This window comes from Pectobacterium peruviense (assembly GCF_003312355.2).
Taxonomy (GTDB): domain Bacteria; phylum Pseudomonadota; class Gammaproteobacteria; order Enterobacterales; family Enterobacteriaceae; genus Pectobacterium; species Pectobacterium peruviense.
This window is the reverse complement of sequence record NZ_CP161826.1, coordinates 4,283,542-4,307,105: the sequence shown is the minus strand read 5'-3', so window position 1 is coordinate 4,307,105 and position 23,564 is coordinate 4,283,542. Positions and strand designations below refer to the sequence as shown.

General features: G+C 51.0%; 25 protein-coding genes, 1 tRNA gene and 2 pseudogenes. 19 read left to right on the top strand and 9 right to left on the bottom strand.

Annotation, left to right across the window (positions count from 1 at the left end; translation table 11 throughout):
* Nucleotides 1-219: 219 nt before the first annotated feature.
* The 14 genes from aepX to DUT67_RS19345 all read left to right on the top strand — a co-directional run bounded on the left by aepX (nt 220) and on the right by DUT67_RS19345 (nt 13,021).
* On the top strand, nt 220-1,152 hold the full coding sequence (gene aepX, locus DUT67_RS19410; RefSeq protein ID WP_048258525.1) for a phosphoenolpyruvate mutase: 933 nt from the start codon (nt 220-222) through the stop codon (nt 1,150-1,152).
* Between the two features lie 179 nt (nt 1,153-1,331).
* Entirely contained in the window at nt 1,332-2,486 is a 1,155-nt protein-coding gene (aepY, locus tag DUT67_RS19405; RefSeq protein ID WP_113632121.1) for a phosphonopyruvate decarboxylase, read from the top strand.
* A gap of 52 nt (nt 2,487-2,538) precedes the next feature.
* Nucleotides 2,539-3,432, top strand: coding sequence for an NAD(P)-dependent oxidoreductase (locus tag DUT67_RS19400; RefSeq protein WP_113626365.1), 894 nt, complete (start codon nt 2,539-2,541; stop codon nt 3,430-3,432).
* Entirely contained in the window at nt 3,433-3,942 is a 510-nt protein-coding gene (gene phnG / locus DUT67_RS19395) for a phosphonate C-P lyase system protein PhnG (RefSeq protein WP_223254601.1), read from the top strand.
* Nucleotides 3,884-4,465, top strand: a complete 582-nt coding sequence (gene phnH / locus DUT67_RS19390) for a phosphonate C-P lyase system protein PhnH (protein ID WP_048258529.1) — start codon at nt 3,884-3,886, stop codon at nt 4,463-4,465. Before phnG ends, phnH begins: the two co-directional genes overlap by 59 nt.
* Nucleotides 4,465-5,568: a carbon-phosphorus lyase complex subunit PhnI gene (locus DUT67_RS19385; RefSeq protein WP_113626364.1), complete on the top strand. Its 1,104-nt coding sequence runs from the start codon at nt 4,465-4,467 to the stop codon at nt 5,566-5,568. The genes phnH and DUT67_RS19385 overlap by 1 nt, the downstream gene beginning before the upstream one ends.
* A gap of 107 nt (nt 5,569-5,675) precedes the next feature.
* The gene (locus DUT67_RS19380) at nt 5,676-6,473 is read left to right on the top strand and encodes an alpha-D-ribose 1-methylphosphonate 5-phosphate C-P-lyase PhnJ (RefSeq protein WP_262983468.1); all 798 of its coding nucleotides are present in this window, start codon (nt 5,676-5,678) and stop codon (nt 6,471-6,473) included.
* Nucleotides 6,470-7,258, top strand: coding sequence for a phosphonate C-P lyase system protein PhnK (gene phnK, locus DUT67_RS19375; protein ID WP_113626362.1), 789 nt, complete (start codon nt 6,470-6,472; stop codon nt 7,256-7,258). Before DUT67_RS19380 ends, phnK begins: the two co-directional genes overlap by 4 nt.
* A 21-nt stretch (nt 7,259-7,279) precedes the next feature.
* Nucleotides 7,280-7,996, top strand: a complete 717-nt coding sequence (gene phnL, locus DUT67_RS19370) for a phosphonate C-P lyase system protein PhnL (RefSeq protein ID WP_113626361.1) — start codon at nt 7,280-7,282, stop codon at nt 7,994-7,996.
* Nucleotides 7,986-9,122, top strand: a complete 1,137-nt coding sequence (phnM, locus tag DUT67_RS19365; protein ID WP_113626360.1) for an alpha-D-ribose 1-methylphosphonate 5-triphosphate diphosphatase — start codon at nt 7,986-7,988, stop codon at nt 9,120-9,122. The genes phnL and phnM overlap by 11 nt, the downstream gene beginning before the upstream one ends.
* A gap of 2 nt (nt 9,123-9,124) precedes the next feature.
* Nucleotides 9,125-9,694 carry a ribose 1,5-bisphosphokinase gene (phnN, locus tag DUT67_RS19360; RefSeq protein WP_113632149.1) on the top strand — a complete coding sequence of 190 codons (570 nt, stop codon included), beginning with the start codon at nt 9,125-9,127 and terminating at the stop codon, nt 9,692-9,694.
* 41 nt (nt 9,695-9,735) lie between these two features.
* Nucleotides 9,736-10,524, top strand: coding sequence for a phosphonate metabolism protein PhnP (phnP, locus tag DUT67_RS19355; protein ID WP_189339496.1), 789 nt, complete (start codon nt 9,736-9,738; stop codon nt 10,522-10,524).
* Between the two features lie 982 nt (nt 10,525-11,506).
* A complete protein-coding gene (locus tag DUT67_RS19350) occupies nt 11,507-12,136 on the top strand; it encodes a hypothetical protein (protein ID WP_113626358.1) in 630 nt (209 codons plus the stop codon).
* A gap of 219 nt (nt 12,137-12,355) precedes the next feature.
* Nucleotides 12,356-13,021, top strand: coding sequence for a hypothetical protein (locus DUT67_RS19345; protein ID WP_189339495.1), 666 nt, complete (start codon nt 12,356-12,358; stop codon nt 13,019-13,021).
* Between the two features lie 424 nt (nt 13,022-13,445).
* On the opposite strand, the pseudogene DUT67_RS19340 reads toward DUT67_RS19345, so the two are convergent.
* Both DUT67_RS19340 and DUT67_RS19335 read right to left on the bottom strand, forming a co-directional pair.
* Nucleotides 13,446-13,618 (bottom strand): annotated as a pseudogene (locus tag DUT67_RS19340) (IS3 family transposase); the annotation flags it as partial.
* A gap of 192 nt (nt 13,619-13,810) precedes the next feature.
* Complete coding sequence (locus tag DUT67_RS19335) at nt 13,811-14,074, bottom strand: DUF2798 domain-containing protein (protein WP_113626356.1); 264 nt, start codon at nt 14,072-14,074, stop codon at nt 13,811-13,813.
* A gap of 128 nt (nt 14,075-14,202) precedes the next feature.
* Between DUT67_RS19335 and DUT67_RS19330 the strand changes: the two are divergent.
* A pseudogene (locus DUT67_RS19330) lies at nt 14,203-15,106 on the top strand (LysR family transcriptional regulator).
* A gap of 294 nt (nt 15,107-15,400) precedes the next feature.
* Here DUT67_RS19330 and DUT67_RS19325 read toward each other — a convergent pair.
* Together DUT67_RS19325 and DUT67_RS19320 are read right to left on the bottom strand one after the other, a co-directional pair.
* Nucleotides 15,401-16,330, bottom strand: a complete 930-nt coding sequence (locus DUT67_RS19325; protein WP_113626355.1) for a nucleotidyl transferase AbiEii/AbiGii toxin family protein — start codon at nt 16,328-16,330, stop codon at nt 15,401-15,403.
* Nucleotides 16,317-17,099 (bottom strand): type IV toxin-antitoxin system AbiEi family antitoxin domain-containing protein, encoded by a 783-nt coding sequence (locus DUT67_RS19320; RefSeq protein WP_113626354.1) that lies wholly within the window; start codon nt 17,097-17,099, stop codon nt 16,317-16,319. The genes DUT67_RS19325 and DUT67_RS19320 overlap by 14 nt, the downstream gene beginning before the upstream one ends.
* Before the next feature lie 177 nt (nt 17,100-17,276).
* Here DUT67_RS19320 and DUT67_RS19315 point away from each other — a divergent pair, with 177 nt between their 5' ends.
* Both DUT67_RS19315 and DUT67_RS19310 read left to right on the top strand, forming a co-directional pair.
* The gene (locus tag DUT67_RS19315) at nt 17,277-17,414 is read left to right on the top strand and encodes a hypothetical protein (RefSeq protein WP_189315191.1); all 138 of its coding nucleotides are present in this window, start codon (nt 17,277-17,279) and stop codon (nt 17,412-17,414) included.
* The gene (locus tag DUT67_RS19310; protein ID WP_048258541.1) at nt 17,411-17,620 is read left to right on the top strand and encodes a helix-turn-helix transcriptional regulator; all 210 of its coding nucleotides are present in this window, start codon (nt 17,411-17,413) and stop codon (nt 17,618-17,620) included. Before DUT67_RS19315 ends, DUT67_RS19310 begins: the two co-directional genes overlap by 4 nt.
* A gap of 69 nt (nt 17,621-17,689) precedes the next feature.
* On the opposite strand, the gene DUT67_RS19305 is transcribed toward DUT67_RS19310, so the two are convergent.
* Nucleotides 17,690-17,765 (bottom strand) — tRNA-Phe (locus DUT67_RS19305).
* A 171-nt stretch (nt 17,766-17,936) separates the two neighbouring features.
* On the opposite strand from DUT67_RS19305, the gene DUT67_RS19300 reads away from it, so the two are divergent.
* On the top strand, nt 17,937-18,782 hold the full coding sequence (locus DUT67_RS19300; protein ID WP_113626353.1) for an AraC family transcriptional regulator: 846 nt from the start codon (nt 17,937-17,939) through the stop codon (nt 18,780-18,782).
* Between the two features lie 35 nt (nt 18,783-18,817).
* Nucleotides 18,818-19,408 (top strand): LysE family translocator, encoded by a 591-nt coding sequence (locus tag DUT67_RS19295; RefSeq protein WP_113626352.1) that lies wholly within the window; start codon nt 18,818-18,820, stop codon nt 19,406-19,408.
* On the opposite strand, the gene DUT67_RS19290 is transcribed toward DUT67_RS19295, so the two are convergent.
* The 4 genes from DUT67_RS19290 to DUT67_RS19275 all read right to left on the bottom strand — a co-directional run bounded on the left by DUT67_RS19290 (nt 19,405) and on the right by DUT67_RS19275 (nt 23,518).
* Entirely contained in the window at nt 19,405-19,980 is a 576-nt protein-coding gene (locus DUT67_RS19290) for a transcriptional regulator (protein ID WP_048258634.1), read from the bottom strand. The genes DUT67_RS19295 and DUT67_RS19290 overlap by 4 nt on opposite strands.
* Nucleotides 19,981-20,023: 43 nt before the next feature.
* Nucleotides 20,024-21,757 carry a protein-disulfide reductase DsbD gene (locus DUT67_RS19285; protein WP_113632119.1) on the bottom strand — a complete coding sequence of 578 codons (1,734 nt, stop codon included), beginning with the start codon at nt 21,755-21,757 and terminating at the stop codon, nt 20,024-20,026.
* Nucleotides 21,733-22,065, bottom strand: a complete 333-nt coding sequence (cutA, locus tag DUT67_RS19280) for a divalent cation tolerance protein CutA (protein WP_014914061.1) — start codon at nt 22,063-22,065, stop codon at nt 21,733-21,735. The genes DUT67_RS19285 and cutA overlap by 25 nt, the downstream gene beginning before the upstream one ends.
* 151 nt (nt 22,066-22,216) lie before the next feature.
* Nucleotides 22,217-23,518, bottom strand: coding sequence for an anaerobic C4-dicarboxylate transporter (locus DUT67_RS19275; RefSeq protein ID WP_048258637.1), 1,302 nt, complete (start codon nt 23,516-23,518; stop codon nt 22,217-22,219).
* Nucleotides 23,519-23,564 lie beyond the last annotated feature (46 nt).

Sequence of the window (23,564 nt, the reverse complement as noted above, 5' to 3'; positions counted from 1 at the left end):
TTTAATCTAGTTCAAATTGATTCCATTTCAATAAGGTAGGTGAAATTAAAAAATAAACAAAAAATTTTTACCCCTATTGAAGTGTTGTTTTCAAGGAATAGAATCACCCTGTTGGTATATTTAATTTAAATAAATATAACGTTGCGTGTTCTTGTGATTGTTGCGCTTGGTTTACTAGGGAAAGTATACCCCCAACTCTATGGTACATAGGAGATAACCATGTCTGTTATTTTATCTAATCATACCCCGACGGATTCATATAAGGGGTGCACGCCGGGTTCGCGTCGCAGCGCACTTCGTGAATTATTACAGCAGCAAAAAGGCATTCGTGTGATGGAGGCTCACAGTCCGCTTTCTGCTTTATTAATTGAACAAGCCGCTTATGAAGATGGCGATATTCATTATCAATTTGATGCATTTTGGTCTAGTTCACTCACCGATTCTACTTTGCGGGGAAAACCCGATACGGAGTTGGTCGATATCAGCCATCGTTTCCATGCAATTACGGAAATATTTGATGTTACCAGTCGCCCATTAATTTTTGACGGCGATACTGGCGGGCAAACTGAGCATTTGGCCCACCGTATTCGTGCTGCCGAAAATCTGGGTATTTCTGCCATGATTATCGAAGATAAAACCGGTCTGAAGAAGAACTCTTTATTTGGTAATGATGTAAAGCAAACGCAGGCTTCCGTAGAGGACTTTTGCGAAAAAATCACGACCGCCAAAAAAGCGCAGCTGACGCCCGAGTTTATGCTGATTGCCCGTATTGAAAGCCTGATTCTGGACGTCGGTATGGAGGATGCGATCAACCGTGCGCTGCATTATGCTGATGCCGGTGCTGATGGGATTATGATCCACAGTCGACACAAGAACCCTGGCGAAATTTTAACGTTCGCCAAACAATTCCGCGTTCATTACCCACATTTACCTTTGGTTTGCGTTCCCACCAGTTTTAACGATATTACTTTCGATCAGCTGATTGATGGTGGATTCAATATCGTGATTTATGCAAACCATATGTTACGTGCGGCTTATCCTGCAATGAAATCCATTTTGCCAGAAATCCTCAAACATGGTCGGACGCTGGAAGTTGAGGATAAATGTATGTCGATAAAAGATATTCTGGACCTTATACCCGGAACGCGCTAACGCAATATATTGGGGTGTCAGTATGATCATTTTATAACGCTATTATTTGGCGCTATAAGATGGTCGTTCTTCTTGATAAGAAAATGTTATGTCACCTCTAATTATCTGTATCACATAATGAAAAATTAAGGCGTCATCATTGCTGTTAAATACAGCATGATGCGAAGGGGAGGTTTATTGTGATTGACCCTAATAAGCTCATCGAATTTCTTGCTCAGCGCGGCGTGCATTTTTTTAGTGGCGTCCCTGACTCATTATTAAAAGCATTCTGTTTGGCAATTGGAAGTAATAACGGTGGGCTTTCACACCGTATCGCGAGTAATGAAGGTTGCGCGGTGGGTATGGCGATTGGGTATTATCTGTCTACTCGAACGCTGCCCGTGGTCTATATGCAAAATTCGGGGTTAGGCAATGCGATTAACCCTCTCTGTTCTCTGGCTACGCCGGATGTTTATGGTATTCCGCTGTTACTGATTATCGGCTGGCGTGGCGAAGTTGATGACAGCGGTAAGCAGCAGCACGACGAACCTCAGCATGTTATGCAAGGGCGAGTCACGTTACCTCAACTTAATGTGCTTGATGTTCCGCATATTGTGCTGGATAGCCATAACCCACCCCCGTGGGATGACATTCAGGCTTTGCTCCAGCGTGCGCATGATGAACGCCGTCCTGTGGCACTGGTGGTGAGAAAAAATACCTTTTCCTCGCCAGCAGTACCTGCCAACCCAGCAACTGAGCCAGCGTTGATGTGGCGAGAAGCTATCGTTGACGCATGCCTGAAAGCGCTGCCATCCACGATCCCGATTGTGAGTACTACGGGCATGTTATCCCGTGAACTCTATGAACTACGCGAACAGCGTGGCGAAGGACATCAGAGGGATTTTCTAACCGTTGGTGGCATGGGCCTCGCCAGCCAAATCGCACTGGGCCTGTGTGATGCGCAGCCGCAGCGGAAAGTTGTCTGTCTGGATGGAGATGGAGCGCTATTGATGCACATGGGCGGCCTGACGAACACCGCCCAGGCAAGCAACCTGATACACATCGTCATCAACAACGGTGCCCATGATTCTGTGGGAGGGCAGCCCACGGCGGCGTCCCGCTTACCGCTGGCACCCATCGCTGCCGCCAGCGGTTATGGAAAAACCTACTACGCCGAAACGGAAGAAGCCTTACAGGCCGCGCTGCAACAGGCTTTGCGGGCGCAAAGTAGTCAATTCATTGAGGTGCAATGCCGCGTAGGTCATCGCAGCGATCTGGGGCGGCCTGCGACGTCTCCTGCCGAAAATCGCGATGCGTTTATGCAGTTTCTTAATACAACCCCTCAGGCCTCTTGATGAGCGGCAATACCCTGAGTATTGCCACCCCTTAGCGACAAGGATTGCCGATATGACTCATTCTGTTTCTTTAGTTGGCGTTGGTGTATTAGGAAAAGCTATCTCGCTCAGACTATTACAGCGTCAGTTCTCGCTCAGCGTGTTCAACCGGACTTACAGTAAAGCGAGCGAGGTTGCCGCCGAAGGCGCTCAAGCCGTCCCTGAACTGCACCAGCTGTTCACGCAGGAAAAACAAGTTGTGCTGATCTGCCTGAAGGATGCGGAGGCGATACGTGACGTTTTTCAGCCGGAGGAGGTCACACAGAAACTGACCCGCTATCGCCCTTTGTTAATCAATATCAGTACGATAGGGCCGGAAGAAAGCCGCTGGATGGAGGCTTTTTTTCACCAGCACGGTGCACATTATGTGGAATGCCCGGTGTCGGGCGGGCCGGAGGGCGCGCGACAGGGCAAGCTTGCCGCCTGGGTGGGGCCGTGTGTGGATGATTTTGCCAGCGTGGTTAACGGTGTCGTCACCAGCCTGTCGGATCGCTATGTGCTGATGGCGAGTAACTACAGTGCACAGACCATGAAGGTGATTAATAACTATTGCGAGGCGGTGCATCTGCTGGTGGCGGCGGAAGCGCTATTGGTGGCGGAAGGCCACGGCATCGCCCCCGATGTACTGGCAGACGCGTTAACGCTGGGGCGCGGCCGTTCGACCTATATGGACGTCATGTTAGATCGCTATCTGAACCCGCGTGAAGCTGTATCTGTCCCTTTATCCATCCGACTGAAAGATCTCGATCTGGCGCATACGCTTTTCCAACGCGCCGAGATCCAAAGCGAATTCTTCGATACGGCGCGTCAGTGCTATCAACACACGGCGGATCTCTCGGCTGAGCCTCAGGATCAAACTGCCTGCTTTTCTTATCTCTCACGCAGCTTGTCTGCGGGGAGGGAGTAGATGTCAGAGTTAACACAGCGCCAACGCTGGATGTCCATTCTTGCTCACAGCGATCCTGCCGAGCTGGAAGAACACTGGGGAACGTTGAATTTCCCAACGAATTACCAGCTATTACGCCCGACACAGATTGGTTTGATCCAGCTACAGGGAAGAATGGAGGTTGATGGCCCGCGCTTTATTGTGGGCGACATGACGGTGACCCGTGCGGCGGTACAGCTGGAAGATGGAACGTGTGGCTACAGCTATATCGCGGGCAGAAACAAACCGCATGCCGAGCTTTGCGCCTGGATCGATGCGCTCTTGCAAACCCGATCCTATTTCCATGAAATCTGGGAGCGCATCATCACGCCATTAGCAGACCAGCAATGTGCGCACCGGGAACAGCTACAGCATGAAGTGGCTGCCAGCCGGGTAAATTTCTTTACTTTGGTCAGGGGGGGAATGATTTGTCATGACAACGATGACGGGCTTCGCCCACCCTGTATTTGGCACACAGCTCTGCTTTCGTAAAATCGTGAAGGCAATGAGCGAGCCGGGCTCTCTGGTGACGGTGCCGAATGTTTCCGGTCTGGAATCGATATCGTCTGCCACGGCGGCCACGCTGCTTACGCTGACCAGCCACACTACGCCGCTGTTTATCGATCCTCGGATTGGTAACCCGCTGCTGCTGCGCACGCTTTGCCTGCATACGAACGTGCCAATCGCCACGACGCTGGAAGAGGCCTACTTTGTGCTGCTGAGCGGCAACCCTTTTTCTTATGATCTAATGGCGCTCTCCTGCGGCAGCGAAGTCGAACCAGAAAAATCCACCACCGTTATTGTCGAAGTGGAAGGAATGCATGACGGGCCTTGTTTAAAACTGACCGGTCCGGGCATCAAGACACATCGCATTATCTCTCCCCGTTTGCCCGGTAGTGTCAGGAACTATCTGTGCAACCGCCCTCATGCTTTCCCTACAGGATTGGATTTTCTTTTTACCTCTGGGAAAAAGCTCTTTGCGATCCCGAGAAGTACCCACGTGGAGGAATGCTAATGTACGTTGCCGTCAAAGGTGGGGAAAAGGCCATTGAGGCCGCTCACCAGCTACAGTCCTGTCGCCGCCGCGGGTGCACGGATATTCCAGAATTAGACTGTTCACAAATAGAACAGCAGTTGAATTTAGCCGTCGATCGCGTCATGACCGAAGGCAATATTTACGACCGCCAACTCGCCGCACTAGCCATCAAGCAGGCCAGTGGCGATCTGGTAGAAAGTATCTTTCTCTTACGAGCCTACCGTTCCACGCTGCCACGCTGGGGAATTAGTCAGCCGCTTAATACGCCTGATATGCGTCTTGAGCGCCGCGTTTCGGCCATTTTCAAGGATTTACCGGGCGGGCAGCTATTGGGCCCGACCTACGACTATACCCATCGCTTGCTGGATTTCTCTCTATTGGCCGACGGTGAGGATCCTGTCGCACCACAACCTGACGCTGTTGATGAGGATGAAGGAACCCGTGAACACATTCCTCATGCGTTTCAGTTCCTTGCTCAACAGCACTTGGTCCCCGAACGGAATATCAACGACGACAGCGATCCGCCAGACATCACGATGGAGCCGCCGAGTTACCCCGGCACGCGTGCGGCGCGTCTTCAGCAGCTGTTTCGCGGCGACGAGGGGTTTCTCCTGTCACTCGGGTATTCAACCCAGCGCGGCTATGGCCGCAACCATCCGTTTGTCAGTGAGATCCGCACGGGATATATCACCGTCAGTATTGTCGCCGAAGAGGTGGGCTTTGCCATCGATATTGGGGAGATCCTGCTAACCGAATGCGAAACCGTAAACGGCTTTGTTAAACCCACCAACGACGCGCCGCATTTTACCCGTGGATACGGGCTGGCATTCGGCCGTTCGGAGCGTAAGGCCATCACGGTGGCATTAGCCGATCGCGCGCTTCAGGCCGCCGATTATCAAGAGGAAATTCGCGGCCCGGCTCAGGATGAGGAGTTTGTGCTTTCCCATGCGGACAATGTGGAGGCCGCGGGGTTTGTCTCGCACCTGAAGCTTCCGCATTACGTCGATTTCCAGTCAGAGCTGGAGCTATTAAAACGACTACGTGAGGAATACCTCGCGTCTGTGCCAAGGAGTAACGCGTGATGGGCCAGACAACGATCTCCCGCCAGAAAGGTAGCCGGCCAGAAACGGCATACGACGATTCAGACACGGAATACAACTATGCTTATCTGGATGAAAGCACGAAGGGCATGATACGGCGCGCGATCTTGAAAGCGATCGCCATCCCAGGGCATCAGGTGCCGTTCGGCAGCCGGGAAATGCCAATGCCTTACGGCTGGGGTACCGGCGGCATTCAAATCACCGCCAGTATCATCGGGCCGGACGATACGCTCAAAGTTATCGATCAAGGCTCCGACGATACGACCAATGCGGTATCGATCCGTACCTTTTTCCGCAAGGTGACAAATGTGCCTACCACGGAAAAAACCAGCGAAGCGACGCTGATTCAAACGCGACACCGCATTCCTGAAACGCCGCTTAAGGAAGATCAGATCTTGGTCTTTCAGGTGCCGATCCCTGAGCCGCTGCGCTTTATTGAACCGCGTGAAACCGAGACGTGCAAAATGCATGCGCTGGAAGAATACGGTGTCATGCAGGTGAAGCTCTATGAAGACATCGCGCGCTTTGGGCATATCGCCACGACTTACGCTTACCCGGTGAAGGTGAATCACCGCTACGTGATGGATCCATCACCCATCCCGAAATTCGACAACCCGAAGATGGACATGATGCCCGCGCTGCAACTTTTTGGTGCCGGGCGTGAGAAGCGGGTCTATGCCGTTCCGCCGTATACCGTGGTGGAAAGCCTAGATTTCGACGATCACCCTTTCACAATACAGCAGTGGGACAAGCCGTGTGAGCTGTGTGGCGCACGCGACAGCTTCCTGGATGAAGTGGTGATGGATGATGACGGCACACGCATGTTCGTCTGCTCCGACACAGACTATTGTCAGCAGCGCCAGAGTCAGGGAGGAAAAACGTCATGACGACAGAACATCACGTATCCGACAGCCCTCTGCTTGATGTGCGACATCTCACGCATTTATATGCGCCGGAAAAAGGCTTCCGCGACGTGTCGTTTCAACTGTGGCCGGGGGAAGTGTTAGGGATTGTCGGCGAATCGGGTTCAGGAAAGACGACGTTGCTGAACGCGATTTCCGCACGTCTGGCACCGCAGGATGGTGAGGTTATCTACCGTAACGCCGAGCAGCAGGCGCTCTCGATCTATGACATCAGCGAACGGCAGCGGCGAGCGCTAGTGCGAACCGAGTGGGGAATCGTCTGGCAGCACCCGCTGTCAGGGCTACGCCCGACCGTGTCTGCGGGCGGCAATATTGGCGAACGGCTCATGGCAATTGGTCATCGGCACTACGGCGATATCCGTAGTAAGGCAGCGCAGTGGATGGCAAACGTCGAACTGCCCGAAAATCGGCTGGACGATCTGCCGACCACATTTTCCGGCGGGATGCAGCAACGCCTTCAGATCGCGCGCAATCTGGTGACGGCACCGCGGCTGATATTTATGGATGAACCCACCGGCGGGTTAGATGTGTCGGTTCAGGCGCGGTTGCTCGATCTGCTCAGGACGCTGGTGGTGGAGATGCAGCTTTCTGTCGTCATCGTGACCCACGATCTCGGGGTAGCTCGTCTGCTGTCACATCGTCTGCTGGTAATGCAGCGAGGGCGAGTTGTCGAGCAGGGATTAACGGACAGGGTGCTCGACGATCCGAGCCATCCTTATACCCAGTTGCTCGTTTCTTCCATTCTGTAAATCCAGACAAAAGGACGCTTGATGGATACGCAATTACGCATCGAGAACGTTGATAAAACGTTCGTATTATATAACCAGCAGGGCACACGGTTGCCCGTTTTCCACGATATTAGCCTGTCCGTGAAATGTGGTGAATGCGTCGCGCTGCATGGGCATTCAGGGACAGGAAAATCCACGCTGCTGCGCTCGCTATACGGCAACTATCGGCCCGATGGCGGCCATATCTGGGTGCGCCACCGCGAACACTGGGTCGATATCGTCAACGCGGATGCCCGGCATGTACTGGAAATCCGCCGTGAAACGGTGGGCTGGGTAAGCCAGTTTCTGCGCGTCATTCCGCGTATTAGCACATTGAACGTGGTCATCCAGCCGTTACTAGAACGCGGCATGTCGCGTCAGGAAAGCGAGATTCGCGGCGGTGAACTGCTGACACATCTGAACGTCCCCGAGCGGCTCTGGTCGCTCGCGCCCGCCACCTTTTCCGGCGGTGAACAGCAGCGCATCAATATTGCTCGCGGATTTATTGGTGATTACCCGATTCTGCTGTTAGACGAACCGACGGCCTCGCTGGATGCCAAAAATCGGCTGGCCGTCACACAGCTCATCGATGAGGCAAAAAACAAAGGGTGTGCCGTCGTCGGCATCTTTCATGATGATGAAGTTCGCCAACACGTCGCCGATCGCCTTTACTCAATGGCAATGATTTCCCGCACTCAGGAGAACGTAAATGATCATTAATAACGTCAATATGGTGCTCTCGCAGGAAATCATTCATGGCTCATTGGAGGTGCGCAACGGCGTAATTCACCGCATCAGCGATAGGCCAAGTCGTCATCCCGGTGCGCTGGATGGTGAACAGGCTTGGCTCCTGCCTGGGCTTGTCGAGTTACATACGGATAATCTTGATAAATGTTTTACACCGCGCCCCGGCGTTAACTGGCCTTCTGAGGCGGCGATGCGCAATCACGACGCGTTGATTATCTCCAGCGGGATCACCACCGTTTTGGATGCCGTTGCGGTCGGGGATGTGCGCGACGGTGGGCATCGGCTTGAGAACCTGCGGCGCATGACGGATGCGGTGTTGTACAGCCAGCAACATGGCACCAATCGGGCTGACCACCATCTGCATCTGCGCTGTGAGCTGCCGCATCAGGATACGTTTCCCCTCTTTGAACAACTGGCGGATATTCCACTGGTCGCGCTTGCATCATTAATGGATCACTCTCCGGGGCAGCGGCAATTTTCTTCCCAAGAGAAATATCATCAGTATTACAAAGGCAAGTATCACCTCAATGATGAACAAATGGCTGCGTTTGAGGAGGAACAACTCGCCGGTTCACGCCGCTGGTCGCAGCCGAACCGTGAGGCTATCGTTCGCCTTTGCCATGAAAAAGGCATCACGCTGGCTAGCCATGACGATGCGACGCCTGAACATATCACCGAGTCCCACCAGCATCGTGTCGCCATCGCTGAATTTCCCACCACCGAGATCGCGGCACAGCAGGCACACGGTGTTGGAATGGACGTGCTGATGGGGGCACCGAATGTCATCTGCGGCGGCTCGCATTCCGGCAATGTATCGGCACATCATCTGGCTACGCTTGGTGTGCTTCACATCCTGTCTTCGGACTATTACCCGGCCAGTTTGCTGGAGGCGGCATTCATGATCGCAGAGGACGCTCGCAATGATTACGATCTGCCGCGAGCCATTGCTCTGGTTAGCAGCAACCCCGCTCAGGCACTGAAATTTGACGATCGCGGCTGCATTGAAGAAGGGCGGCGAGCCGACCTGCTGCTCGTCAAACGGCAAGCGCCGCAAATGAAGCTGATGCGAGTGTGGCGTCAGGGCGTTCGGGTATTCTGATCATGACAAAACTCATCTACCTTATTGGCCCTTCCGGCGCAGGCAAAGACAGCCTGCTTCGGGCGATCCGTCAACTGCCGCTGCCACGCCTGCTGGTGGCGCATCGGTACATTACCCGTCCCGCAGAAATTCAAGGAGAGAACCACATAGCGCTTACCCCCGAAGAGTTTGCGATACGTCAGCAGCTTGGTATTTTCGCACTCGATTGGCAGGCGCATCAGTGCCATTACGGCATCGGGATAGAGATTGATGACTGGTTACAGCGGGGGAGCTACGTCATCGTTAACGGCTCGCGAGCTTATCTGACTCAGGCGCGTGAACGCTACGGCAATACGCTATTTCCGATATGCCTGACCGTCTCTGAATCTGCACTGCGGCAGCGGCTACGCGCCAGAGGGCGGGAAAGTGAACAGCAAATTGCCACACGTTTACAGCGTGCCGAGGACGAGCAAAGCCACTTACAAAGCGACTGTGTTTTGTTGAACAACGACGGCGATCTGCAACGCACCTTATCCACCTTTCAGTCGCTGCTGCCGTTCGACCGGGCTTGCGCGGCGCACCGCGAAGAATAATAGGTCGGGTGACAAGCGTACCGAATAGCAGGAGAAAACCGATGATAGCAAATATAGCAGCAAATAGTGACGGGATCGTTTTTCACTTTCTGGGAACCGGCGGTGCGCAGCAGGTTCCTGCATTTGGCTGTGAATGTGAGGTTTGCCAGCAGGCGCAACGCGATGAAAGCAAACGGCGTCGTGCCTGCTGTGCGGCAATCACAACAAAAGACCGTATCATCCTGATTGATGCCGGATTACCTGAGCTATCGCCTTATCTACTCCCCTATCCGCATCGACATATTTTACTGACCCACTATCATATGGATCACGTTCAGAGATTATTTCCCCTTCGCTGGGGCTACGGTGAGCCCATTCCTGTCTTTGGCCCACCAGATGAGGTGGGTTGCGACGACCTCTTCAAGCACCCAGGGATTCTGCATTTTCAAAAACCGCTGATGGCTTTCCAACCCTTCGAACTGGACGGCATCAGGCTCACGCCGGTTCCCTTAATCCATTCCAAATTAACCTATGGCTACCTCATCCAAACGCCGACGCATACGCTGGCCTACCTGACCGACACCATCGGGTTACCGCCCGAAACGACTCAGTTTCTCTCCGCCCACACGCTCGATTATGCGGTTGTCGATTGCAGCCATCCTCCCCAGACAACGCCTCCACGCAACCACAACGACGTCACTCGTGCGCTGGAGATCTTCACCCAGCTTAAACCTAAACAAATGCATCTGACCCACATCGGCCACGAACTGGATCGCTGGCTCCAAACGCAAACGCTGCTGCCTGAGAACGTTCATGCGGCGTATGACGGGCTGGTGCTGGGGCTTTCGTGAGCAGCGTTCAAATTGGCTTCGCTCATCCCAGTCACTGACCGATGTAAGCTTCTGGGGATTCCCTGCGCCACCATCTTCCTAAAACTCGAATTATTTAAAGTATACCCGTAATACTTCAAGCTGCATGTGCGTTGGCTGCGTTCACTCACCCGAATCACTTACTTGAGTAAGCTCATCGGGATTCCCTCTCTTGCCGCCTTCCTGCAACTCGAATTATTTAAAGTATATGAATTTCACGTTAATTAATTTTTAATGTTACCCGTCAATATGTCGTAGTAATTGATTTTATAGATCTTTATTTATATTTAAATGGTTAAATGTAAACTCTTATTAAATGAGATAATGATCAATGTCTGTTATTTTTAAAAAAGTTTTTTCTGATTTATTTTAAATATAGTTAAATCAAATGCATGTTGTAAATAAACACCATGGTGTTAATTATTCTAACTGATATTTTGTTAATTAATGGTTTTTTGTTGGGCGGTTATCGTGATGAATATATTGAATTAATTGCTTACGGTGTGTTTTTTTAATGCGTAAATAAATGTTTATTTTGCTATTAAATAGGCTGGTGTTTATTTTTTAAATGAAAAATATATTTGCATAATATGGAATAGTGGCAACAATTAAATGGTTCTTTCTGGAACGTAGTACCGTAGTCAATTTTCTAAAAATACCGATCCCATAGCTAATTACACTCTAAATAATTCGAGTTTTAGGAAGGCGGCAAGAGAAGGATAAATTCGTCAGGAACGAATTTATCCATCCGGCGGCTGGCCTTTGGTGAGAGACATTCTGTCTCCCATTTCATCCCGATGAGCTTACACAAGTCAGTGATTCGGGTGACTGACAAATCTGTCATAGGCAGGTTTGAACGCTGCTTGCAGCGGGGCGAGATATACGTAGTAAGTGTATCGAGTCGCGCAGCCAACGCACAGGCAACTTGAAGTATGACGAGTACATACTTAAAGGAAATACATTTATGTCTTCATATAGTCTTTCTGTGTTAAATGCTAGTGGTGCTCCAGCAAACATTGCCATCTATCAGACTTACCCTAACCTCACTGCAGGTTTGCCCTTGGTATGGTTGCTGCAAACGGTTAATGATGGAAATACCAACACTTACAATTGGACAATCGATTGGGCGCTTAACTGGGGTACAACTCAACAACCCCTGGCGCCGGGCGTTAAGTGGACTTCTGGTGGGCCGCTCCAAAGCATGGACCCTACAGCATCTAGTGGAAACAACTCGATGGGGGTAACTTACTCCGGCGGTCAGTTCAAAACAGATCCTTTGGCATTCCACAACCAAGACGTGTCAAGCGGCAGCATGTTAGTAAGTACCGACTCAACATTTACCGTCACACAATCACAAGCGATGAGCCTTGCTGTTTACATGAACTCTTTACCGGCATTTGCCATGCAAGGCAAACCGAATGGGAATTTCTTGTTTGATACACATCCAACCTATTGGATTTGTACTACTGATTCAAAACAAGGCGTTGCTGTCTCGGGAACATTTGTTAGTAGCCCAACGCAATTCTCCTTCGCGGCTGGCGTCACGTCGTTGCAGTTCAAACTCAATGAAACGTTGCAATTTATTCCAGTCTAATAGTGCGGCTTTCTTAGGAAGAAAATAGAGCATCTTGTTTATGAAGAACCAATCTGTAGTAAACCGCAGATTGGTTCCTCAATATTTTGTATTGAGAGTTAAGTATTCCTCTTTAACCATGTTAATTTAAAATTTATTTTAAGTCTGTTAACCAATACGTTAACTATTCTATTATCCACAATGTTTATTCATATTTACTTTTAAAGAGGACGCCCGATCGTGACTTATTCTGTAAACGTAACGAATAGCAGCGGGGCGCAGCAAAATATCGCTATATTCCTGTCTGATGCCTCAAATAACAGCGGGTTTTCTCTGGTTTGGTCACTGAAGACGATAAATGATGGTGGGAATTACTTATTTCAATGGGATCAAAATGCCTTTGGACTAGGTTGGGGAAGCAGCTCACTACCTATTGATGCCAGTGTTCAATTCAACAGCGGACAGTCCCCAACGGCGGTTTACCCTGGTGTCGCAGGGGGAACGAATGGGCTTCCTATTCAATACAAGAGTAGTAGTGGCTTTTTTTCGGGATCCCCTTATGTAAATAGCAGCCTTTACAATAAATTAGAAATTATGACAGACACCAGCTTTACCGTTCAAAATTCATTGACGATGAGTGTTGCTCTATATATGGGTACATCGCCGGCCTTGGTAATTCAAGGTGCGCCGAATACCTACTATTATTTCGATCTCTCACAAATTTCATACTATTTAACGGTAACTAACCTTACACAAGGAAGCGCGCTGCCAAAACCTAATACAAATAGTAACCTTCTTCTCAAGCCAACGGCGAGTATAAGTAATCCGACTAAGATTGAATTTTCTTTAGGAGCACCGAGCCTTGCGTATATTTTGAATGAAACGCTGATTTTCAAAAAAATCTGAATTGAGCGGCGATTTTATTGATGGCATAAGGAATACTGGTCAGGCAGCCATTTACGGGTGAGCCATGTCCGGCTGTTCAACGTCGATACCGTAATCGTGTGGCAGCTATAACAGTCATTGTGGGTACACCCGATAATAAAATAATGGATGCAATTTATCTCCTATCAGACTTAATTGTGATTAAAGAAAAAATAGTATATTTTTCGAAACGGAATTACTGAACGATAAAGAATATATAAAACCGTATTGATCGATTCCAGAATTTTATTGAAAGAGCATAGCGTGAAACAGCGCAAATGTATGGCTACCATATTACAGACGAAGATATGCATAAACCTATTCATGGTCACCTGACCTTCCCCCAGTCATTAATGGTTTTTTTTGCGTGAACGATATCGCTGAACCAGTGCTCATTTAGACATTCGGCACGATGTTGCGACAGATCCGTTACCTCACACATGACTTCCACGGCTTCCCGCTTCTGGTCTGTCGTCAGAACTTTCGGCCCAGAGCCACCTGCAGCGCCTCCTTATCCAACATGGCTTCGGCCTCGCGGAGGATACTAATGATCTGTTCGTCGGAAAAACGCTTCTTCATGGAGATGTCCTCACGTTGTTGATGAAGATATTACTAACATCGCGGTGTGTTAATTCACGGGGAGCAGGTCACTGCCATCAATAATGATGGCAGTGACCTATGTTAGCGCATGACTCAGCCTGATAGTCGGCGAGGCGCTGTGAGCGGACCGCAAGCCTTACTGTGGGAGAACGAAATGGCGTATTGAATAACTCAGTGACCGTGAACAGTCAATCCTACCAACCGAGTAACAATGGGACGGACAATCAGTATGCAAACAAAAGCAGCTGGCATGGCAACCTGATAAGCATTCATCACATTTTCCATGTAATGTGGCCCCATTCCAAATTCGGCAAGAATGATGACCAGACACATCAGAAATGCCATGATGGTCGCCATATAAAGAGCAAATACGTAAGGTGAAGTGTGCTTCGGGAAGCGGAATCGCGAGGTATTTTTAGCAACAGCATTAGTCATCAAGTTATCCTGGTTAACAACGATTAGTGAAACGGCTGCTAACCTATCAAGCTAACCAAGACGGCAGTAGAGCCGTTATGCTTTAATCATTATTAAATAAAAGTAACGAATAAAGCGTCGAGGATAATATGGATGTGTTAGGGCTGATTAGCAATTTTATCCGCGTGGTGGAGAACGGCAGTATCGCCGCGGCGGCACGAGCTAAAGGTATGAGTCCGGCGGCGGTAAGCCAGAGCCTTTCACGGCTTGAGACACATGTGGGCGTGCGTCTGATATCGCGCACCACTCGTAGCATGACATTAACCGAAAACGGTAAACGTTATTTCGAGAAAGTACGTCATATTCCACATGATATCGAGCTTGCTTCGCAGGCTGCTGCGAGTGAAACCAAACTGCAAGGTCCGCTTTGCATCGCGACGACTGCCGCGTTTGGTCGGTACGTTATCGCATCCACTGATGCCTGCTTTCAAAGAATCTTTCCCCGATATTGATATCGAACTGATTAGTACCGATCGTAACGTCAACCATCGGTCGGAAGGCGTTGACGTCAGCATTCGCATCGAGGCACAGCTGAACGATCAGTTGATTGCCAGAAAAATCGCATCGCTGCCATTTGTATTCTGCGCGGCCCAGGCTTATCTGGATCGTGCGGGCACCCCTCAGACTCCCGAAGAACTAAGCCAGCACGCCTGCCTGGTTTTCCGCTATCCTACAGACGGACGTTTTCTTCCCTGGACATTTATGGTCAATGGGCAACCTGTTAACGTGAAGCTCAACCCTAAATTTATCAGTGATGATATTGATATTATTGCAAAAATAGCAGCAAACGGAGGCGGAGTTACCCGTCTGGCAAGCTTTGTTGCCCAGCCGTTGATAGACAGTGGTCAACTCACGCCTTTGTTCTGCTCAGACCGCAGTAGCGGTAACCACGTAGAGTCTTTACCGATGAATATTTATGCCTGTGTCAATGAACGCTCGGCACTGAATTCAAAGGTAAGGGCATTTATTGCGTTTTTAGAAGCTGAGATTTAAGGCGAGGACGCAGCGATTTTCTGCGTGAATACAGTTAAATGTAGGCTCAGTAGTTAGGCTGGTTTTTTGAGTAAGTGGCCTGTAGTGTCGTTATGTGTGGAGTAGTTCCACACATAACAGGGCTAAAAACCCACATTTTGGAACGGGTGTTTCGAGATAATGCATCGAAATCATTGTGATAAATATATTGATTTAACTGATATTTTTTATTGTTTTTTGAGATGTTTCTAGGCGTCAGTTGAGATAACTAAACAGCGTGGCTCAATTCAATCTCTTTAAGCTTCTGAGTCCGGGCTAAAAATGTTGTTCCAGAACCTTCTCAAGCTTACCTACTGCCGCGCTAAATTTGGCCGGATTTTTAGCATGTAAAGCCGATAAATTACGCTGTTTCCAGCGAATGGCGGGAAGATGTTGAATATCAGGATAGCGATACAGCGACCAGTCAGGGTTGTTTTGCTTATAGCTGAGTAAGAATTGCCGGTCCTGAGCGGTAAAATGAGATTTCAACGCCTGCGGCAGTAGAGTCGCTACTGATAACAGCGATTCCAGTGATGTTTCCTGCTGCGTCATGCCTGAAAATTCCTGTGCGTATAGTGTGGCGATCCGCGATGTGTCCCAATTCGGTGACAGCAGTTCGGCAATAGGGCGAGGATGTCCTGCCAGATAGCAAAGAAAACCATCAAAAATCTCACGCGTCAGGCACGGTTTTTCCAGCATATTAAGTACATCAAACAGATCGCGCGGATGCTGGCGGTCAAGCGCAGCGCAGATTTTACCGCCGTAAAGATCTGCCAGAGAGACGAGATTCATGGTGGTAAAGCCGAATTCCATTTCCACCTGCTCGCATACCGGCATTTCTGCTGGAGGTAACAGCAATCCACGCCAAACCGGGCTGACTTCAATCTTTATCTGCGCATCAACGGTGTTAACGATGATGCGTTTTTCATCGGCTTTATTCTCCTGCCGGATCGCTGTGATCCCCTGCCTGCCGTTCAGCGATTCCGTAATACGCATCAATGCATCGTCAATAGCGATTAGATCGGTATCACGATCTATGAAGGTTTGATAAACCAGATCGATATCTACCGATAGACGAGGAAAATCCTGCACAAATAAATTAATTGCTGTGCCGCCTTTCAGCGCGAAACAAGGTTCTTTCGCCACATACGGCAGGGCGGTCATTAACAACTTGACCTGTCGGGCATAAATATCACGCTGATCCATCTTCGACTCCTTCCGATTTAAACTCCCTGGGAACAGTGATCTGGTAATCCGGTTCCAGCCAGCCGCCGGGGACAATTTGCCGCTTTCCAGCGCCTGTTTCTATACCACTTTTATCGAGATACTGAAAATAAGGATGTCCATTGCGCTGGGCAAGGTAGAGCATCACCCTGTTGGTTTTTACCGAATGGCTGGCATAGAGCAGTGCCTGTAATTTACGCGGACTGAGAAGGTGTAGACCCTGAAACAATGCATCAGCATGCTCAAATGATATTTGTGTGGGAACACCGCAGGCGATTTCATATGCGGCAAGTTCTGGCACGCTGCCAGTCAGCCGCCGATCGCCGATTCTCAGTTCTGTCGTGAATGGCATCACATCAACCGACAGGCCCGATGTATAGAGCACGACAAAGGTGGCGGATGGCTCAAAGGCGGCGAACCATCCCGGCAGCTTTATGTAAGCCGGGAGCGTGAGCCAAACTTGAGGTTTACCCAGTTCGGTATAATGGGAATAGCCCTGTAGCGCAAGGCTGGTCAGCCCTGCCACCCGCACAGGTTTTTCCCATTGAGTTTGCAGGCAGTAAATCGCATCCACCCAGTCTGGTTCACGACCCGTCCGGCAGTAAACGCCGTGAGCGATCCGCCTGAGCCAACCGTTTTTGACATAGACGTAAGAGAGCTTACGGTTTATGCCGTTGCGGGTAAGCCATGACTGTAGCAACACCTGGCCGGGCAGGGTGTTTTGCATCAGCCAGTTTAGATAATTTTTCAAATGTCGCCTCTGAATAGACAATTTTAAAAATTATTAAACCATCTTAGGTTCATCCGTTCTGCATAACAAGATTAAGTTTGATTATTTTATGATTTGTCGATTATCAATCGACAAATTGTGAAAAATATAAACCTTGAATGGAAACGGGTACCCTCAGCTCAACTGATAGTAGGTTACGTGTTACCGCAAAATATGGCGCGGACGCTGACCGTGCTGTTAGGGGAACTGGTTCGCTATTTTGCCGCAGGGCTGAAAGCACCGCGCTGGATACGCACCGCGGACGGGGTGAAATTTATTGATGAGGTGACCGAATGAATGAGCAAGATTGGCATCCTGCCGATATTATTGCTGCGCTGAAAAAGCGGGGAACATCGCTGGCGGCGGTTTCACGTAACGCTGGGCTGGCTTCTTCCACGTTGGCAAATGCGCTGAAAAGGCACTGGCCCAAAGGGGAACGGCTGATTGCGGAAGCGTTAGGTTCATCACCTGAACAAGTATGGCCGTCACGCTATAACACATAGCCGAACCCAGTTCAGAACCCAATCCCCAAAAGCAAAAAACCAGCCGTTAGGCTGGTTTCTTTAAATTAGTGGTGCCCGGACTCGGAATCGAACCAAGGACACGAGGATTTTCAATCCTCTGCTCTACCGACTGAGCTATCCGGGCAACGGGGCGCATTAAACCTTAATCCCGTATGATCGTCAACCCTATTTAGGGAAAAGCTGTTCAACTGCTTAACTTTACGGCAATCTGATCGGGCAGGTGTCAATTTTGCACAAATCTTCCAGATTGATGCGTATGAACGGGTAATGCTGATAGCGAAAAGAGGGGAGCGAGATGGCGAACGACTGGCTTGAGCTACGTCAGCATGCAGATACGGGAATTGAAACGATCAAGGCTCACTTTGAGGGGCACGCCTACGATCCACACTGGCACGACAGCTACCTCGTGGGGGTGACGCTTTCCGGTACGCAGCAGTTTCACTGTCGCCGTGAACGACATCATAGTCGTCCTGGCGACGCCTTTCTGCTGGAGCCGGGTGAAATCCACGACGGTGACGCGCCAGTAGATGGCGGGTTTACCTATCTGACGTTTTATCTCGATGAGCAGTGGCTGACCAATGCGCTGCACGGTTTATATGCTTCCATGCCAGGAAGTTACTCGCTTCATTTTGCGCAAACACTTACACGTGATCCACCGCTGATTCGTTCGATTGGCGACACGTTCGCCACGCTTCACAACGATGAAATGAAAATTGTGCAGCAGAGCGCTATGGATAACCTGCTCTCACAGATTACCGCACATTGTCACTGGCGAAAAAGGTTACCCTCGCAGCTGCAAAGCACGGCGGTGGCTCATTGCGCACGCGATTATCTTTATGCGCATCTGGGCGAAAATATCGGTCTGTCTGACCTCGCGCGGGAGACGGGCACCGATCGCTTCACGCTGACACGTTGCTTTAAACGTGAATTTCATCTTGCTCCGCACGCCTGGCTTATCCAGCTGCGTTTGGCGAAAGCACGACAGCGATTGGCATGTGGTGAGCAGCCTGCCGACGTGGCTGCGACCTTAGGTTTCTCCGATCAAAGCCATCTTGGCCGTTGGTTTCAGCGGGCGTATCGGATCACGCCTGCCCATTACCGTCGGTTGTGCACAAACCTTCCAGACGTTTCCAGAAAATAGCGGCACAGTCAGGGCTCTTAAAAAAGGAGTGACCTGTGAGTTTGATGCCGTTTCTGCTGTTTGCATTTGTCGCCTCGATAACGCCGGGGCCAACAAATATCCTGATTTTAACCAATAGCCAGCGCCATGGCGTGAGAAACACGCTACCTGCGGTGGTCGGTGCCTGTGTGGCAGCAAGCGCTATCGTCCTGATTTCTGGAGCTGGCGCGGGAGAGATGCTGCATCAGTATCCGGTGGTTCGTCAGGTGATGAGCTGGGCTGGTGTGCTGTGGCTAAGCTGGATGAGCTGGCAGTTATTCAGGGCGCCAGCGGTTAATCTCTCTGGCGAATCGCATAACCGTTTTACGGCTCGCGCAGCGGCGTTGTTACAGGTGATTAACCCGAAAACGTGGATGATGGCATTGGCTGTCGTCAGCCTGTTCGCCCCCGCGGGGGAGCATGCATTGCGGGAGATATCAATAATGGCGCTGTGGTTTTTGATTATCTCGATGGGCTGTCTGGTGTGCTGGGCAGGGCTGGGAAAGGCCGTGAACAGAGTGTTTCGCACCACCGTTGCCATGGTGCGCTTTCAGCGCCTGATGGCGCTGTGTCTGTTCGTTTCCTCCTGGGCAGGCATGCTCGCTTAGGTCAACGCGCCGTTTTTGCGGCACAGCGCAAAGCGTAATACATCCTCTGCTAACCGTTGGGCGGTGGCGATGCTGGCGGCCTGATGTTTGACCAGCAGGTTACTCAGGCAGCCTTCCAGAATCAGTTCCATCTGCTGTGCGACCATCTCGGGATCGTCGGTTTCCAGCTCTTCCAGCAAATCGCGAGTGTAGCTGTAGGAAGCCAGCTTCTGCTGTTCTGCAATTTGGTGGATAGGGTGATTGATATCAGGGAAAAAGCTGCACGCTGCGATAAACAAGCAACCTGGATAACGCTGTTTGTTCACCGACTCATGCAGCACCTGATAGCGTGCCAGCAGCTTTTGCTCGATACTTTTCTCGTCGTCCAGTAGCAACTGACGCCGCCAGGTATCGACCTGTTGGCTGTGGTGACGCAGGCCGTCGTACAGCAGCGCCTCCCGATCCGGCCAAAATGGTGTCAGTTCCCCGACAGGAACACCCAGTTTCTCCGCCAGCATATCCAGCGTCGTCATGGCAAATCCGTGCTGCTCCAGTAGAGTAAGCGCATGTTCAAGAACATCTTCCCGTTGCATTAGGTCTCCTCCAGAAGCACAAAAATCGAATAGAAAGTGTCGTTTATGGGCTGAACTTCTGCAAATGTGCCTGAAATTGTTCAGCATTCATAAAGCCGGTGACGCGCGAGCCGGGGATCTCTTTCCCCTGAGCGTCAAAAAACACGATAGTCGGTAATCCTAAAACCTGTAGCTTTTTCAGCAGCGCGTTCTGTTCTTCGCGGTTAGCGGTAACATCCGCCTGTAGCAGCGTGATGCGCGACAGATGGTTCTGCACCACCGGGTCGCTGAACGTGTATTTCTCAAACTCTTTGCAGGCAACGCACCAGTCAGCGTAAAGGTCGAGCATAACAGGCTGATTGTTCTTTGCTAGCGCGCTGTTGAGATCGGCAATATTAGCGACAGGAGCGAAGTTCAACGCTGATGTGTGGGTTTGCGCCACGCTAGCCGAGGGAAATACCCAATCTTGCAGCGGTTTGGCGCTGATCACCACGCCTGCCAGTAACAGCAACTGCACGCCACGCATCCAGCCTTTTTTGCTGCGCAGCGTCAGCATGAGCGCCCAGCCGAAGAAGGCGATGCCCAATGCGCTCCACAGGCGTATTCCCCAGACCTCGCCGAGAATACGCTCCAGCAGGAAGACAGGCAGCGCCAGAATGATGAAGCCAAAGGCTTCCTTAACGTACTGCATCCACGGGCCGCTGTGTGGCAGCAGTTTGTTGCCGAACAGCGTGACCAGAATGAGTGGTAAGCCCATACCAAGCGCGTAGAGATAAAGCGTGCCGCCACCTGCCAGCATGTTGCCGCTCTGCGCGATGTAAAGCAGGATGGCGCTAAGCGGGGCAGTGGTGCAGGGTGAACAAATCAGACCTGCCAGTGCGCCCATGCAGAATACGCCAGTGACGGAACCGCCCTGCTGGCGGTTGCTCCACTCTGTCAGCCGGGTTTGTACCGATGACGGGAGTTGGAGCGTATAAAGTCCAAACATGGACAGCGCCAGTGCGGCAAACATCACCGACAGGCCAATCAGAATGTATGGATGCTGGAGCGCCGCCTGAAAGCGTAATCCTGCGGCAGCGACAACTAGCCCGAGCAGCGTGTAGGTCAGCGCCATACCCTGAACATAAGTCATCGACAGCAGCAGCGTGCGGCGCGGCGTCAGCTGTTCTTTTCTGCCCAGTACCAGACTGGCAATTAACGGATACATCGGCAGGACGCAGGGGGTAAAGGCGACGCCGATGCCAATCAACAGCGCCCACCACGGTGAGAACGGCATGGGCGTTGTCTGCGGCGGTGCGGTCTGGCTCGATGTGATATTGAGTGGTGCATCCGTACCTACGTTAGCAAGCACTTGACTGAGCGGTACGGTACGCGTTTCTGGTGGATAGCAGAAACCCGCATCAGCGCAGCCTTGATAGGTCACTTTGACGGTCGCACCGCTTTCGGCTTGTTCAATCGGAACCGCTAGCGCCAATCGATCCCGCAGAATAAAGACCTGACCGAAGAACTCGTCATTATGGCTTTCGCCCTGTGGCAACTCCACCTTACCAAGCGTAGCGCCGTTCCCTTCGATCTTGATTTGCGCGCGGTACAGGTAGTAATCAGGATGGATGTCCCAGCGCAGATTGAGCTGGTTTCCCTGCTGCTGAAACTCAAAGGCGAAAGCCCCATCGACGGGTAGAAACCGTGACGTCGTGCTGTTGCCGAACAGTTTCTGACCAAAAGAAGAAGCGGCCACATGGGGTGTGCCGACAGCTGTCCATAACAGGAAAATCAGCGTAAAGATGCGTTGAGCCATGTCAGATAATCGCTATCGCCCCCAGATACCGGCAGGACAAGCAGCTCCGGCGTATCATAAGGGTGTTGTTGTTTCAGATGAGTCAGCAGCGCTTGCTGATGTGAGGTGTCGCTTTTTATCAGCATTTGTACTTCTGATTGCTGTTCGAGCTTGCCTTCCCAGTAATAGAGCGAACGGGCACCGGGCAGCAGGGTGACACAGGCGGCAAGCCGCGTTTCCAGCAGCGAGTTGGCAAGCCGTTGCGCACAGGCATCGTCAGGTGCGGTACATAATATGACGACAGCATCGCAAAGCGGGCGGTCAGACATCATATCCTCCGTGTCAGATGAACAAAATCCCAGCTAACCAGAGCCACACTATACCTTGCTTTATTGTTTGAAGGGAATGAACTGCTCGAAGGGAAATGATACGGATCGACCTGTCAGGCCGATCCGCGAGGTACTGCTCGAAGGGCAATCTTTAGATCAGGATGTTGCCGAGGATAAAGCCAAATATCACCGACAGCGTAATGGCGATCACGCCGGGAATCAGGAAGGAGTGGTTAAACACAAACTTGCCGATACGCGTTGAGCCAGTGTCGTCCATCTCCACCGCCGCCAGCAGGGTTGGGTAGGTAGGCAGAACGAACAGGGCAGAAACGGCAGCAAAAGAAGCCACCGCCGTGACCGGAGATACGCCCAGCAGCAGCGCGGCAGGCATCAGCGCCTTCGCCGTTGCCGCCTGAGAATAAAGCAGCGTGGCGGCGAAGAACAACACGATGGCCAGCATCCACGGGTAGCTTTGCAGCAGTGCGCCTGCGGTGTCCTGAATATCGGAAATATGCGCTTTAACAAAGGTATCGCCCAGCCAGGCAACGCCCATCACGCAGATACAGGCGCTCATGCCGGACTTAAATGTGCTGGCTGAGAGGATGCGTGAGGTGTCGATCTTGCAGGTGATGCAAATCAGCGTGGCGATGGTCAGCATGAAGACCACAATCGCTTCGTTACGTGGCAGAACTGGATTCTGAATCAGCCCAACGGTGCCGCTGATTGCCGTCGCATACAGAACGACCGCGATAATACCAATCAGGAACAGCACCACGGACAGCTTGGCGCCCGGTTTGATCTCATGCTGGCTATTACCGCGCCGCGTGGTTTCCCCTTTTTTCAGACGTTCCTGATAAATCGGATCGTCTTTCAGCTCTTTGCCTAGGAAGTTAGTCACAATCGCCGTCAACATGATCGCGGCTAACGTGGTAGGAATACAAATCCCTAACAGCAGCAGGTAGCTGACGCCATGTGGTTCAAGAATACCGGCGACAAACACCACCGCCGCAGAGATTGGCGAGGCGGTAATGGCGATTTGCGAGGCGACAACGGCGATGGAGAGTGGGCGAGAAGGGCGAATGCCTTGCTCTTTGGCGACTTCAGCGATAACGGGCAGAGTGGAAAATGCGGTGTGCCCGGTACCTGCCAGAATCGTCATGAAGTAGGTGACCAGCGGTGCGAGAAAGGTGACGTATTTAGGGTGTTTGCGCAGCAGTTTCTCCGCCAGACTGACCAGATAATCCATTCCGCCCGCCACCTGCATGGCAGCGATGGCGGCGATAACGGCCATGATAATTTCAATGACATCAAAAGGGATTACGCCGGGTTTTATCTGAAACCCTAACGTAAGTACAAGCACTCCTAGGCCACCGGCGAAACCAATGCCGATGCCTCCTAGTCGTGCCCCCAAATAGATGGCGAGCAGAACAATGAATAACTCAAGACCAAGCATGACTATGCTCCTTAATTAATAATAAAAATTTCATAACTTATTCTTA

Bases quoted from the DNA above. Each gene is read 5' to 3' on its own strand.
- aepX (WP_048258525.1), top strand. From the start codon at position 220: ATGTCTGTTATTTTATCTAATCATACCCCGACGGATTCATATAAGGGG.
- DUT67_RS19400 (WP_113626365.1), top strand. From the start codon at position 2,539: ATGACTCATTCTGTTTCTTTAGTTGGCGTTGGTGTATTAGGAAAAGCT.
- phnG (WP_223254601.1), top strand. From the start codon at position 3,433: ATGTCAGAGTTAACACAGCGCCAACGCTGGATGTCCATTCTTGCTCAC.
- phnH (WP_048258529.1), top strand. From the start codon at position 3,884: ATGACAACGATGACGGGCTTCGCCCACCCTGTATTTGGCACACAGCTC.
- DUT67_RS19385 (WP_113626364.1), top strand. From the start codon at position 4,465: ATGTACGTTGCCGTCAAAGGTGGGGAAAAGGCCATTGAGGCCGCTCAC.
- DUT67_RS19380 (WP_262983468.1), top strand. From the start codon at position 5,676: ATGATACGGCGCGCGATCTTGAAAGCGATCGCCATCCCAGGGCATCAG.
- phnK (WP_113626362.1), top strand. From the start codon at position 6,470: ATGACGACAGAACATCACGTATCCGACAGCCCTCTGCTTGATGTGCGA.
- phnL (WP_113626361.1), top strand. From the start codon at position 7,280: ATGGATACGCAATTACGCATCGAGAACGTTGATAAAACGTTCGTATTA.
- phnM (WP_113626360.1), top strand. From the start codon at position 7,986: ATGATCATTAATAACGTCAATATGGTGCTCTCGCAGGAAATCATTCAT.
- phnN (WP_113632149.1), top strand. From the start codon at position 9,125: ATGACAAAACTCATCTACCTTATTGGCCCTTCCGGCGCAGGCAAAGAC.
- phnP (WP_189339496.1), top strand. From the start codon at position 9,736: ATGATAGCAAATATAGCAGCAAATAGTGACGGGATCGTTTTTCACTTT.
- DUT67_RS19350 (WP_113626358.1), top strand. From the start codon at position 11,507: ATGTCTTCATATAGTCTTTCTGTGTTAAATGCTAGTGGTGCTCCAGCA.
- DUT67_RS19335 (WP_113626356.1), bottom strand. From the start codon at position 14,074: ATGACTAATGCTGTTGCTAAAAATACCTCGCGATTCCGCTTCCCGAAG.
- DUT67_RS19325 (WP_113626355.1), bottom strand. From the start codon at position 16,330: ATGGATCAGCGTGATATTTATGCCCGACAGGTCAAGTTGTTAATGACC.
- DUT67_RS19310 (WP_048258541.1), top strand. From the start codon at position 17,411: ATGAATGAGCAAGATTGGCATCCTGCCGATATTATTGCTGCGCTGAAA.
- DUT67_RS19300 (WP_113626353.1), top strand. From the start codon at position 17,937: ATGGCGAACGACTGGCTTGAGCTACGTCAGCATGCAGATACGGGAATT.
- DUT67_RS19290 (WP_048258634.1), bottom strand. From the start codon at position 19,980: ATGCAACGGGAAGATGTTCTTGAACATGCGCTTACTCTACTGGAGCAG.
- DUT67_RS19285 (WP_113632119.1), bottom strand. From the start codon at position 21,757: ATGGCTCAACGCATCTTTACGCTGATTTTCCTGTTATGGACAGCTGTC.
- cutA (WP_014914061.1), bottom strand. From the start codon at position 22,065: ATGTCTGACCGCCCGCTTTGCGATGCTGTCGTCATATTATGTACCGCA.
- DUT67_RS19275 (WP_048258637.1), bottom strand. From the start codon at position 23,518: ATGCTTGGTCTTGAGTTATTCATTGTTCTGCTCGCCATCTATTTGGGG.